At 66.0% G+C, this 12,977-nt stretch carries 9 protein-coding genes; 7 read left to right on the plus strand and 2 right to left on the minus strand.

Annotated elements, in window-relative coordinates:
- Positions 1-906 (minus strand): glycosyltransferase family 2 protein, encoded by a 906-nt coding sequence (locus tag ASC79_RS17990; protein WP_200937224.1) that lies wholly within the window; start codon positions 904-906, stop codon positions 1-3.
- 183 nt (positions 907-1,089) lie between these two features.
- Here ASC79_RS17990 and ASC79_RS17995 point away from each other — a divergent pair, with 183 nt between their 5' ends.
- The 3 genes from ASC79_RS17995 (at position 1,090) to ASC79_RS21720 (ending at position 6,856) form a co-directional block, all read left to right on the plus strand.
- A complete protein-coding gene (locus ASC79_RS17995; RefSeq protein WP_082532211.1) occupies positions 1,090-2,190 on the plus strand; it encodes an acyltransferase in 1,101 nt (366 codons plus the stop codon).
- A gap of 248 nt (positions 2,191-2,438) precedes the next feature.
- A complete protein-coding gene (locus ASC79_RS18000; protein ID WP_056021177.1) occupies positions 2,439-4,499 on the plus strand; it encodes a right-handed parallel beta-helix repeat-containing protein in 2,061 nt (686 codons plus the stop codon).
- 443 nt (positions 4,500-4,942) lie between these two features.
- The gene (locus tag ASC79_RS21720; protein WP_056021174.1) at positions 4,943-6,856 is read left to right on the plus strand and encodes a right-handed parallel beta-helix repeat-containing protein; all 1,914 of its coding nucleotides are present in this window, start codon (positions 4,943-4,945) and stop codon (positions 6,854-6,856) included.
- Positions 6,857-6,946: 90 nt separating this feature from the next.
- On the opposite strand, the gene welK is transcribed toward ASC79_RS21720, so the two are convergent.
- Entirely contained in the window at positions 6,947-8,053 is a 1,107-nt protein-coding gene (gene welK / locus ASC79_RS18010; protein ID WP_200937225.1) for a beta-1,4-glucuronosyltransferase WelK, read from the minus strand.
- Positions 8,054-8,300: 247 nt separating this feature from the next.
- On the opposite strand from welK, the gene ASC79_RS18015 reads away from it, so the two are divergent.
- The 4 genes from ASC79_RS18015 (at position 8,301) to ASC79_RS21725 (ending at position 12,963) form a co-directional block, all read left to right on the plus strand.
- Positions 8,301-9,422: a Coenzyme F420 hydrogenase/dehydrogenase, beta subunit C-terminal domain gene (locus ASC79_RS18015; protein WP_162244305.1), complete on the plus strand. Its 1,122-nt coding sequence runs from the start codon at positions 8,301-8,303 to the stop codon at positions 9,420-9,422.
- Positions 9,423-9,548: 126 nt separating this feature from the next.
- Positions 9,549-10,742, plus strand: coding sequence for an outer membrane beta-barrel protein (locus tag ASC79_RS18020; protein ID WP_056021169.1), 1,194 nt, complete (start codon positions 9,549-9,551; stop codon positions 10,740-10,742).
- An 18-nt stretch (positions 10,743-10,760) separates the two neighbouring features.
- Positions 10,761-11,597, plus strand: coding sequence for a polysaccharide biosynthesis/export family protein (locus tag ASC79_RS18025; protein WP_082532215.1), 837 nt, complete (start codon positions 10,761-10,763; stop codon positions 11,595-11,597).
- A gap of 25 nt (positions 11,598-11,622) precedes the next feature.
- Positions 11,623-12,963: a Wzz/FepE/Etk N-terminal domain-containing protein gene (locus tag ASC79_RS21725; RefSeq protein WP_056021164.1), complete on the plus strand. Its 1,341-nt coding sequence runs from the start codon at positions 11,623-11,625 to the stop codon at positions 12,961-12,963.
- Positions 12,964-12,977 lie beyond the last annotated feature (14 nt).

The raw sequence follows: 12,977 nt of genomic DNA on the forward strand, positions 1-12,977 counted from the left end.
TCAGGCTCCGGTCCTGGCGAGCAGGCTCAGGGCGTCCGCCGCGCGCCAGATGCGCAGGCGATAGAGCGTGACGAGGGCGGCCGTCTTCTGCCGCGCCGAGCGCAGCCGAGGGCTGGTCAGCACCCGCGGTGTATGGGCGAGTGCGGAGAGCGGCAGCAGCAGGCTGCGGACCAGCCACGTGAGCCGGCCCCGCGGGCGAGCGGCGACGATGCCGAACGTTTCGTGGTTCAGGCGGCGCCACTTGCCGGTCAGTTCGGCCCAGGTCCGGCGCGCTGGGTGGGCGACGAGGGCGCGCGGCGCATAGCCGATCGCAAAGCCGGCGTCGCGGGCCCGGTGGGACCATTCGAGATCCTCCGAGACACCGACCCGGAAGCCGCCGACCTGCCGGAACAGGGCGGCCGGGCAGAAGAGGTTGGCGGTGACGGTGAAGCCCTTGCGCTCGACATAGGCCTGATTATCGAAGGCGAAGACGAGCTCGAAGGCTTCGGCGCCGGTCACGTTCGCCGCGTCGCCGACCAGGACTTCCATCCCACCCCCGACGAAGTCGCTGCGGCCCAAGGCGGCGAGGCCCTCGCTCAGCCATTGCGGCGAGGGGATGCAGTCGGAGTCGGTGAAGGCCAGGATCTCGCCGCCGGCGAGGGCGACGCCGCCATTGCGGGCCGGACCGGCCCCGCGCTCGGTGACGACGACCAGACGGGCGCGGCCGCCGATGGCCTCCGCGACCGCGGCCTCGCCGACCGGCGAGGCGTTGTCGGCCACGATGATCTCGAACTCGCCGGCGGGGAGGGTCTGCGCCTGCAGCGCGCTCAGGCAACGGTCGAGCCCGACGAGGTCATTGTAGTGCGGGACGACCACGCTGACGCGAGGCCGCGAGCCATGATCGAGGGCGGCTGGCGTCTGGCTCATCTCAGTCGCAGGCTCGTCCCGTCAGACCGGGCCGCCCCGACGACGGTCCCTGCGGCAGATATGCGCACTCGACGTTGACGATTCATCAATATTGGCGCGACCTGAACGCGGTTGGTTGTCGTAAACTTAAGGTTCAAGCGCGAGTTTCAAGGCTGGGCGACGCGACGGGCGAGGCGGGGTGACATGGGGCTCGGAATGCGGATCAGTGAACAGAGCCTGAGCGCCGAGGGCAACAACTTCACCGCCATGCGGCTGCTGCTGGCCAGCTCGGTGATCTACACCCACTGCTACTTCATGGCCTATGGCATCGAAGGCGCCGATGATTTGAGCGCCTTCCTGGGGGCCCCGATCTCCGCCTACGCCGTCGACGGCTTCTTCTTCCTCAGCGGCTTCCTAGTCTATCCGAGCCTTCTGCGCCTGGGCAGCTCCACGCGGTTTCTGACGGCGCGGTTCGTGCGGCTTTGGCCGGGGCTCGCGCTCTGCATCCTGCTGACCGTGCTGGCCGGAGCGTTCGTGACCTCGGCGCCGATGAGCGCCTATTTCGGCGGCGACACCGCGCGCTTCATCGCGACCAACCTGTCCTTCACCGTCGCTTCGTACCGCCTGACGGGAGTCGAGTGCGGCGGCGAGGCCTGCGTGCTCAACGGCTCTCTCTGGACCCTGCCCTGGGAGGTCCGCTGCTACATCCTGCTGGCGATCCTGGGGGCGCTGGGCCTCGCGCGGCCGGCGATCATGAAGTGGCTGGTTCTTCCTGCGACGCTGGTTGGGGTCCTGTTGTGGGATGTCCCGCTGGTGCAGGACGCGATCCGCGGCCTGGTGGGCGAGGGCCTCGCCTACAACATCAATATGTTCGACCGCCTCTGGGGCGCGTTCGCCCTGGGCGTCGCCGCCTACATCTATCGCGACAAGATCCCGCTCTCCTGGTGGATCCTGCTGGTCATCTTTGTGCTCACCCTGGCCGCTCACCAGGTCGGGGCTGGCGTGCACATGCGGGCGCTGCTGATCGGCTATGCCGTGCTGTGTGGAGGCTTCCTGACCGCGAAGGCGCGGGCGGCGTCGGCGAACTGGCCGGACTACAGCTACGGCATGTACATCTACGGCTATCCGGTGATGGTCGGCATCTATGCGTTCTGGCCCACCCAGGCGCATCTGCTGCTGACGCTCGTGGTCATGGCCGCGACCCTGCCGCTGGCGGCGCTGTCCTGGCATCTCGTCGAGCGGCCGGCCCTGGACGCCTATCGCCGCCGGCGCCGCACGCGCACGCTCGCTGCTCAGCAGACCTGAAACGGCGCTTTCCTAATAACCGACCGCTTTCGAGCTGATCGCCAGCATGGGTGGGCGTGGCGCTAATCCCGTGCGTGGCTTGGGAAGTGTCCAGATCGGTATGGTTTCCAATTGTTTAGGTTATACCGCAATTAACCTATTCGATTAAACGCAACGCAAGCGGGTGGTTGCTACTCGTAAGTCCACAACGGGGCATTCGGATCTCGGCTTCATCCAAGTCGGACCGGTACTGGTGGCGGAGAAACATCGTGGCAATACTCACGGCGAACAGCGCTCAATCTCTGACGACGGCGCTTAAGGCTGCCAAGGCTGGCGACACCATCCTTCTGGACGCCGGCAATTACTCGAATGTCCAAATCAAGGGACTGGTGTTCGACGGCAACGTGACCATCGCCTCGAAGGATCCGGGCAACCCGGCGACCCTGACGGGCCTGGTGGTCAGCGGCAGCGAAGGCCTGACCTTCCAGAACCTGCACCTCGACTTCAGCTCGCCGTGGACGGTCTGGAACTCCCAGATCACCGACTCGAGCAACATCGAGTTCCGCAACATGGAGTTCCACGGCTCCCTGAACAACAACCCGGCCGACGACGAGTCCGCGCTGCTGATCCGCAACAGCTCGGATGTGCGGATCACGGGTTCGGAGTTCCACGAGCTGGCCCACGGCGTCAGCATGATGAACAGCAACGGCGTGCGCATCGAGGGCAACAGCTTCCACGACATGCGCGCCGACGGCGTCATCAGCGCCGGCACGTCGAACGTGCAGGTGGTCGGCAACGTCTTCACGAACTTCTACCCGGCTGAAGGCGACCACCCCGACGCCATCCAGTTCCTGACCCGCGGCACGACCGAAGCGGCGCATGACATCGTGGTCGACGGCAACCTGATCACCCGCGGCGAAGGCGGCATCATCCAGGGCGTCTTCATCACCGACCAGATCGGCATCGGCTACCTGCGGGTCACCGTCACCGACAACGTCGTCGTCGGCGGCATGTACAACGGCATCATGGTCGCCAACGTCGACGGCCTGGTGGTCGACGGAAACACGGTCGCGGCCTACGCCGACATGAACTCGTGGATCCGCATCAACAACTCGACCAACGCCCAGGTCACCAACAACGAGTCGATGGTCTACAATCTGACCGGCACGACGGGCACGAACTCCGGCAACGCGATCATCCCCAAGCTGACCGCCGAGCAAGTGGCCAACGTCAAGGCGTGGCTGATCGCGAACGGCGGCGAAACGGCCAATCTGATCGGACTGCTGGAAGGCGGCGCGCCGACCACGCCGACCACCCCCACGACTCCGACCACGCCGACGACCCCGACGACTCCGACCGTTCCGACGACTCCGACCGAGCCGACGAAGCCGACTGAGCCGAGCACGCCGACGACGTCGCCGAAGCCGACGGATCCGGTGGTCAGCATCCCCGACGCCGCGCCTCTGGTGGTCGTCGGCACCGCCGGCGCCGATCGCCTCACGGCCAGCGGCAAGGCCAACATGCGGCTCGAAGGCGGCGCTGGTAACGACGTCCTGACCGGTGGCGCGGGCGCCAACACCCTGGTGGGCGGCGCTGGCGACGACGTCTACCAGATCACCGATGGCGACGACCTGGTGGTCGAGGGCGTCAACGGCGGCATCGACACGGTCCAGGCCTTCGTCGACTATACGCTGACCGACAATGTCGAGAACCTGAAGATGCTGGACGGCGCGTCCGTCGGGGTCGGCAATGCGCTGGCTAACGACATCTCGGGCACGACCGGCTCGGACAGCGTGTCGGGCCTGGGCGGCGACGACGTCCTGCGCGGCCGGGAAGGCAACGACACCCTGTCGGGCGGCGACGGCGCCGACCGCCTGCTGGGCGACGCCGGCAACGACCGGCTCGAGGGCGGCGCCGGGGCCGACAGCCTCTACGGATCGGACGGCAATGACGTTCTTGTCGGCGGCGACGGCGATGACCGGCTGGAAGGCGGCCCGGGCGCCGACACCCTGATCGGCGGCGCCGGTGCGGACAGCTTCGTCTTCCGCCCCACCGACCTGGCCGGCGTGGATCGGATCGAAGGCTTCTCGTCCGCGCAGGGAGACAAAATCCTGCTCGCCGAGCTCGACGCCAACGTCAATACGGCCGCGAACGACAAGTTCACGTTCATCGGGAGCAGCGCTTTCAGCGGGAAAGCCGGTGAATTGCGGTTCCAGGTCATTAACGGCGACGCACACGTGTACGGCGACATGAATGGCGACCGTGTCGCCGACTTCGAGATAAACGTGGTTGGTGTCTCCAAGCTCACGTCGGCCGACTTCATGCTCTGAGCCGGCGCGAAAGCCGATTAGGACCCCCGACCCGCCGCTGCATGGCCTGCAGCGGCGGGTTTTCTTTTGGTGCTAGACAAGGAGAACTGAAGAATAGCCGAGAATCGCCTGGATTCTGCCCCAATCAGGACATGACCTTGCCCCGAATCAACAGTGAAGTTCGAGGTCCAGGGCAGTCTAAATTGGGCTTGTTTCAGGTTTGTTGCGACGTTCCGTCACCTGTATGCGGCGGGATCGAGTATGTAGATAGTCGCTCACATTCGTTGGCCTTGGTGCTTTTAGCCGCGCCGGACTTTGGCCACCAATAGTGAGGGTCTCCCTACGTGACTAATATTACTGTTAATAGTGCAGAAACTCTTCGTGCCGCTCTGACGACTGCAAAGTCGGGCGATACGATCCTTCTTTCGGCCGGTAACTACGGCAATGTCTCGCTGAAGGGTGTCGTGTTTGACGGCACCGTGACGATCACCTCGAAGGACGTCGGTAATCCCGCGACCTTGACCGGGCTGACCGTGGCGAACAGCCAAGGTCTCTCGTTCGAGAACCTGCACATGGATTACAGCAAGCCGTCCACGGTGTGGAACACCCAAGTCAACAGCTCGAAGAACATCTCTTTCGAGAACATCAACTTCCACGGGTCGTTGAACAACAACCCGGGCGACGACCAGAATGCGATGCTCATTCGCCAGAGCACCAACGTGACTGTGACCGGTTCTGAGTTCCATGAACTCGCTCACGGCATCAGCATGATGGACAGCAGCAATGTCCGCATTGAAGACAACAACATGCATGACATGCGTGCGGATGGCGTGATCTCCGCCGGCACGTCGAATGTGCAGGTGCTGAACAACTCGTTCCACGACTTCAAGCCGGCTACTGGCGACCACCCGGACGCCATTCAGTTCCTGACCCGCGGCGCGGCCGCGAAGGCGCATGACATCGTGGTGAGCGGCAACGTCATCGCCCGCGGCGAAGGCGGCATCATCCAGGGCATCTTCATCACCGACCAGGCGGGCATCGGCTACGACCGCGTGACCGTGACCGACAACGTGGTCGCTGGCGGGATGTACAACGGCATCATGGTCGCCAACACCAACGGCCTGACCGTCGATGGCAACACAGTGGCTCCCTACGGCGATATGACGTCGTGGATCCGGATCAGCAACTCGACCAACGCCAAGATCACGAACAACGACGCGGCCAGCTTCAACCTGGCGGGTACGACGACCACCGCCAACAGCGGCAACGTCACCATCAAGGCTCTGACCGCCGCCGAGATCGCCAAGATCGACGCGTGGATCAAGGCTAACGAGGGTGAGGCCGGAAGCATCTCGAGCTTCCCGCTGCCGGGCGGCGCGCCGACCCCGACCCCGACCCCGAAGCCCGATCCGACCCCGACGCCGGAACCGAAGCCTGATCCGATCCCGGATCCGACTCCGGACCCCACGCCCAATCCGACTCCGGATCCGACGCCCAACCCCGGCGGCTCCACCATCCTGAAGGGCACTTCCGGCAATGACCGCCTGACGGTCACCGGCAAGACCAACATGCAGCTCGAGGGCGGCGCTGGTCATGACACCCTGACGGGCGGCGAGGGCGCTAACACCCTCATCGGCGGCGCCGGCAACGACGTCTACATCATCAAGGACGCCGACGATAAGGTGGTCGAAGGCGCCAATGGCGGCGACGATCTGGTCTACGCTTCGGTCAACTACACCATGACCGACAACGTCGAGACCCTGAAGCTGCAGGAAGGCGCCACCGTCGGCACGGGTAACGCCCTGGCCAACGACATCTCGGGCACCACCAAGGCCGACAATCTGTCGGGCATGGGCGGCGACGACATCCTGCGCGGCCGTGAAGGCAACGACACCCTCTCGGGTGGCGATGGCAACGACCGCCTGCTGGGCGACGCCGGTGCTGACCGTCTCGACGGCGGCAATGGCAACGACTCGCTGATCGGCGGCGATGGCAACGACGTCCTGCTGGGCGGTGCTGGCAACGACCGACTGGAAGGCGGCCCGGGCGCCGACACGATGACCGGCGGCGCTGGTGCGGACAACTTCGTGTTCCGTCCGGCTGACCTGGGTTCGGTCGATCGGATCGAGGACTTCTCGCATGCTCAGGGCGATCGCATCGTGCTCAGCGAGCTTGACGCGAACACCAAGACGGCCGCGAACGACAAGTACGACTTCATCGGTACGAAGGCGTTCAGCGGTCAGGCGGGCCAACTGCGCTACGAAGTCGTCAAGGGCGAGACCACCGTCTACGGCGACATGAACGGCGACAAGGTCGCGGACCTGACCATCAAGCTGGCCGGTTCGCACGCCCTGGAAGGCTCGGACTTCGTCCTCTAGGGCGCCAGTGTTCCCGAAGGGTTTGGGCCGTCAGGCCTGAACCCCAAGGGCGCCAAGACTAAGCGGAGAGCGTGATGGCCAAGCCGGCCGTCACGCTCTTTGCGTTTGGGGGCGGCGCCGGGCGCGCTCTTGGTCGAGCACGTCTTCCAGGTAGCGCATGAGTTCGCTGGCGTCGGTGGTGGCCAGCACGGGCGGTCGCGAGCGCACCTGTTCCAGCGCCGCTTCGAGCTCGTCGGCCGAGTTGGCGACGGCGATCAGGCCACGGGCCGCGAACGCGCCGGTGATCTCGGCCTGGTGGTTGTCGTAGTGCTCGCCCTTTTCCATCAGGCGGGGGAAGGCCACCACCCGGCAGCCCTTGCGCAGGGCGGTGATGAGCGAGCCGGTGCCGCCGTGGCAGACGACGATGTCGGCCTCGGTCAGCAGTTCCTGGATGCGGTCGAAGGACATGGTCTCGACGGACTCCACGCCCTCGGGTTTCTGCGCCCCGACCCCGGTCTGGATGATCACATCTTCCGGCAGGCCGCCGCGGGCCTTTAGTTCGGCTACCGATGAGACAAGGCGCTCGAACGGCAGCGTCGCGCCCACGGTCGCAAACAGCAGCGGCTTCTTGGCGGGCGGGGCCTCGTCCAGCAGCCGGAAGGGATCGAACACCTTGGCCTTCGGGAAGTGGGAGGCCAGCGCCGGCGACTGCACCACCATGTCGTGGGCGATCGGCGCGGCGATCCGAGCGAAGAGGGACGGGCGGTCGAACCGGGCGAAGGAGTCGATCACCACGGTGCGGGCGCCGCGCAGGCGCGCCCAGGCCACGGCGAAGAAGACTGCGCCGGCGCCGGTCGAGATGACCACGTCCGGGCGCTCGCGGGCGATGATCGCCGCCGATCTGAAGAAGTTGCGCACGCCGGCGCCGATCATGCGCAGCGGCGAGCCAAGCCGAGCCTGGCCAATGGCGACGTGCGGCACGAAGTAGGTGCGGTGCTTCTCGGCGAGGTTCGCGCCTAGCGCCGTGTCCTCGGTGACGAAGAAATAGTCGTGCTTGGACCAGATGTTCTCAAGGTCGAGCAGCTGGCGCACGTGTCCGCCGCCCGAGGCCGCCAGGCAGAGCCTGAGGCGTCGCGAGCCGTCCTTGGCGCCGATCGGGGGCGCCGCTTCCGCAACAACGACGTCTGAAACCGCCACCGTCTCGCCATTAATGTCCACGCGTGAGAGTCTCTCGTTACAGTCAGACATCTAAAGACGGGTTACTACGTGGCTTGATATTCGTGAGCCAGTCGCCGCTAAACCGCCGCGAAACCTTTTTTTGTTGTAGCGGGTCTGCGCGTAATCGGCGCGGCGTAGGGAACTTAGTATGGCCTTGCCGGCATCACCAACCGTCGAACGCGTGCTCCGCGGTCAGCTTTGCACAGGATGCGGGCTTTGCGCGGCCGTGTCGGATGGTGCGATCGGCATGAGCATGACGCCGCCGGGCTACAGCCGCCCTGTCCAGACCGCTCCGATCACCGAGGCTGCCGAGGCCGCCATAGCCCAGTCCTGTCCGGGCGCGGTCGCCGCCGCCTGGGACCGGACGGCGCAGTTGCATCCCTACTGGGGCCCGTGGCGCAGCATCTGGACAGGCTTCGCCACCGACGAGGAGGTGCGCTTCGAGGGCTCTTCGGGCGGCGCGCTGTCGGCGATCCTCATTCATGCCCTGAGCACTGGCTTCATCGACCGCGTCTTTCACATCAAGGCCGATCCCGACAATCCGACCGCCAACATCACGGTCTGTTCGAGGACGCCCGCGGAAATCCTGGCGGGGGCGGGATCGCGCTACACCGCCTCTTCGCCGCTGAGCCAGATCGACGAGGCGCTGGCGCTTGGCGGGCGCATGGCGTTCGTCGGCAAGCCTTGCGACGTCTCGGCTCTGCGCCGGCTGGCGCTGCGCGACGAACGGGTCGACCGGCACGTGCCGCTGATGCTGTCGTTCTTCTGCGGCGGCATGCCGAGCCACGATGGCGTCCGCAGAATACTCAAGGCGATGGACGTCCCGTTCGAGGACGTGGCCGCGTTCCGGTTCCGCGGCCAGGGCTGGCCCGGGACGGCGGCGGCGACCACCCGCGACGGCGCCGTGGCCAAGATGTCCTACGCCGAGAGCTGGGGCGGCCACCTGTCGAAGGAGGTCCAGTTCCGCTGCAAGATTTGTTCGGACGCCGTGGGCGGAGCGGCTGACATCGCCTGCGCCGACGCGTGGTACGGCGGCGAGAGCGGTTATCCGAGTTTCGACGAGCAGGACGGGCGAAGCCTGATCGTCGCCCGATCCGAGGCCGGCGTGCAAATCCTGGAGGCCGCCGCCGCGGCCGGGGCGCTCAGCATCGAGCCGCTGGACGTGGGGGAGATCGACCTGATGCAGCCGTCGCAGGCGCGGCGCAAGCGGCTGGTCAAGGCCCGGCTCGGGGCGCTCACCGCCACCCTGCAGCCGAAGCCTGACTTGCGCGGCACGGAAGTTGCGAGCGCTGCGCGGCGTGCAGCGTCAGCAGAGGCTGCGCGCAACCTTATTGGCACAATACGGCGCGTACTTCTCGGGAAGCGCTAGTTAACCGCTCTGTTCATGAGCAGATTGTTCACAAACTAAAGCCTACTTTGTTAGTGCACGCGCAAATCGCGGGCGCTATCTCTCTGAAGGCTTTCGCCGATCAGAAAGCGTTACGAAATGGGGGGCATGCGCATGCAATACGGGAAGTTCGTCTTTAGTACGCTGCTGGGCGTCACGGCGCTTTCGACGCCGGCGCTGGCGCAGGATACGCGTAGCGTGAATTTCGGAGTGCAGGCGACCGTGCTGCATGACTCCAATGTCGCGCGTTCGGACGAGGCCACCGCTGCGTTGCGCGGCGTCACCCGCGAAGACACGATTTTCAGCCCGGCGGTGACCGCGGACGTTCTGCTGCCGGTGAGCCGTCAGTCGATCTTCCTGCGTGGCAGCGTCGGCTACGATTTTCACGATAACAACACCAATCTCGACAGCGAGAACCTGGATCTGTCCGGCGGGATGAACCTGCGGTTCGGCCCCTGCGAGGGGCAGGTCGCCATCCAGGCCTATCATGGCCAGGCCAACCTCCAGACGGTGACGCTGACCGACTCCGAGAACGCGATGGAAAGCACGCGTGTCGGGGCTGACTTCGGATGTTCGCGCGGCACTGGGCTCGGTCTGGCGGTCGGGGCTCACAAGAGCTGGAACAAGAACAGCAACGCCGTTGTGTTCCAGAATGATTCGGAAACCTGGGACGGGACGCTGGGCGTCACCTACGCCCGTCCCGCTTTGGGAACGCTGACGATCTTCGGCGGCTATACCGACACGCAGTATCCGAACCGGATCCTGCCGACCTCGGCGAGCGGCTATGAGACCAAGTCGCTCGGCGTGTCATTCGAGCGTCGGATCAGCTCGCGGCTGCAGGGGATCATCACCTACGGCTATACGGTGGTGGAAACCGACACCAACATCGCCAACAGCGATTTCGAAGGCTCGACCTACCGCCTCGACCTGATCTATCGGCCGACCACCCGCCTGCGGACCGAATTCTCCGCCGGCCGCGAAGTGCAGCCGGCCAGCAGCCTTGGCGGCCTCTACAGCCTCAACACGACCGTCCGCCTGACCGGCGGATATGACTTTGGCTCGCGAATTGCATTGTCGGCTGGCGCTGAGTTTGCGCAAACCGAAACCGACGGCGCGTTCGCCGCCATCGCGCCGGTTCTGTCGGACTCAGACAGCTACGCCGTATTTGGGGCTCTTTCGTTCCTGCAAAGTGATCGGATCACTTGGACCCTGAGCACGCGCTACGAAGATCGGGACGCCAACGCCCCGCAATATACTTACACTCGGACAGTCGTCGCGCTGGCGGCGTCTGTGGGATTCTGATCGGACTGAGGCCTGACCATGCGTAATAGCCCGCTCAAAATGCTTGTGACGATCAGCGTCGGCCTCGCCGTGCCGCTGAGCGTCCACGCGCAGCCGGTTGCGCCGGCTGTCGCTCCGCCGGCTGTCGCCGCCCCGGATGCGCAGCCTGCGCCGTCGCCGGACTACATCCTCGGCGCCGATGACGTCGTCGATGTCGAGGTCCTTGGTCGGGCCGACTTCAAGACGCGGGCCCGGATCGGCGCCGACGGCACCATCCAACTGCCGCTGATCGGCCGCGTCGCTGCGGGCGACCGCACGGCGCGGGCGCTGGGCGAGCAGGTGCGCGCGGCGCTCCAGGCGGGCGGCTTCTTCGCCAGCCCGATCGTGAACGTCGAAGTGGTCTCCTATTCGAGCCGCTACGTGACCGTGCTGGGCGCGGTCACGTCGCCGGGCCTCGTGACCGTCAACCGGTCGTATCGGCTCTCGGAAATCCTGGCGCGGGTCGGCGGGGTCAACGCCGCCGGCGCCGACTACGTGGTTCTGCGTCCGGCCGACGGCGGCCCTGAGCGGCGCCTGCTGATCAAGGATCTGGCCATGGGCGACGCGTCCCAGGACCCGGTCGTGGCGCCGGGCGACAAGATCTTCGCGCCGCAAGCCGAGCTCTTCTACATCAGCGGCCAGGTCAACTCGCCGGGATCCTATCCGGTCGCCACCGGCCTGACCTATCGCCTGGCGATCGCCAAGGCCGGCGGTCTTGGCGCGGCCGGCTCGGAGCGCCGCCTGCAGGTCACTCGCGGCGGCACGAAATTGAAGGTCAATCTCGACGACAAGGTCGAGCCCGGCGACGTCATCGTCATCGGCGAGCGCTTGTTCTAAGCGGCGTGGGGGCCGGAGGCAGACAATGAGCATTATCCAGTTCCTCAGGATCCTGTGGGCTCGGCGGTGGGTGACCGTCGCTGCGACCATCAGTTGCGTCCTGGGCGCCTTCATCGTCACGATGATCGTGCCGCCGCGCTACTCGGCCTACTCCCGCGTCATGATGGACCTGGTGAAGCCCGACCCGCTGACCGGTCAGGTCACCGGCGCCGGTTTCGCCCGCGCCTACACCAAGACCCAGATCGAGCTGATCAAGGACTACCGGGTCGCCGGCCAAGTGGTCGAGGACCTCGGCTGGCTCAACGATCCGAACATGATCACCCAGTACGACATGCGCAGCCCGGGCGATGACCGCGACCTCCGCCGCTGGGCCGCCCAGCGCGTGATCGACGGCACCGGCGTGTCGATGATCGAGGGCAGCAACATCCTCGAGATCAGCTACACCTCGAACTCGCCGGAGGCCGCGCGCACCGTCGCCGACGCGCTCCGCAAGTCCTACATCGACACCAGCCTGGCCTTCCGCCGCGAGTCCGCTCGCCGGACCGCCGAGTGGTATTCGGCTCAGACCGAAAAGGCCAAGGCGGTGCTGGTCACCGCCGAGGCCGCCAAGACCGCCTACGAAAAGCAGACCGGCATCGTCCTTCAGGACGGCGAAATCGACGTCGAGAGCGCCAAGCTGAGCGCGCTGGCCCAGGCCTCCGCTGCTGCGGCCGCGCCGGTCATCGCCGGCCCCTCGGCCTCGTCGCTGCAACTCGCCCAGATCGACGCCTCGATCGCGCAGGCTTCCCGCACCCTGGGTCCGAACCACCCCGACCTGCTGGCCATGCGTCAGCAGCGCGCGGTGATGGCCGGCCAGGTCGCGCAGGAACGCAGCGCGATGGGCGCGATGGCAGGAGCCACCTCGGTGAGCTCGGGCGCCCTTGAGCGGCAGAAGAACAAGGTGATCGGCCAGCGCGATCAGGTCGAGCGCCTGCGCCAACTCCAGGCCGAGGTGAACCTGCGTCGCGTCCAGTTCGAGAAGGCCGCCGCGCGCACCGCCGAACTGCGTCAGGAAGCCGAAATCGGCGAGACCAACCTGGTTCCGCTCGGCAGCGCCGTGACCCCGCAGAACCCCAGCTTCCCCAATATGCCGCTGATCATGTTCGGCGCGCTTGGCTTCGGCCTGGGCTTTGGCATTCTGGCCTCGCTGCTGATCGAGCTCTTCGGGCGCCGCGTCCGCGGCGCCGAGGATGTCACCTCCGTCATCGACGCGCCGCTGCTGGCGGTCATCGCCGGGCCGCGCAAGCCGCCTAGCTTCCTGGGCATCCAGCTTCCCTCGCGCCGCGCGGTTCAGGGACCTGGCCGTCGTAAATTCGCGAACGCATGAGCAAGGAAACGCAA

Origin of the sequence: Phenylobacterium sp. Root1290 (genome assembly GCF_001425305.1) — a bacterium.
Taxonomy (GTDB): Bacteria; Pseudomonadota; Alphaproteobacteria; order Caulobacterales; family Caulobacteraceae; genus Phenylobacterium.